Source organism: Peribacillus sp. SIMBA_075 (assembly GCF_046534585.1).
Map to the genome: position 1 here is coordinate 1 of NZ_JAWRYN010001127.1, position 253 is coordinate 253.

Below are 253 nucleotides of genomic sequence, written 5' to 3' on the forward strand. Positions count from 1 at the left end.
TTCATTTTCGTAATGAACCTGGTACTTATCCATCCGTTACACCTCAATCAAGTAAATTATCAATAGAATAGTTAGCTGTTTGTTTCGGTTTATTAGGTACTGATGACTTAGGTTGTTCTATATATTCGAGATAGCATTCGTTATTAAAGAAGGTAGAAGCGTGTTTTACGAACTTTGTTTCCGTTCTGTTTCTTTTAATGTGATCTGCGTATCCTTTTACACCAGACATAATGACTTCAAATGAATGTTTCTT

General features: G+C 33.2%; 1 pseudogene. It reads right to left on the bottom strand.

The features are described 5' to 3' along the window. Positions 1–43 precede the first annotated feature (43 nt). Positions 44–253: pseudogene (locus tag SB775_RS31820) on the bottom strand (helix-turn-helix domain-containing protein); the annotation flags it as partial.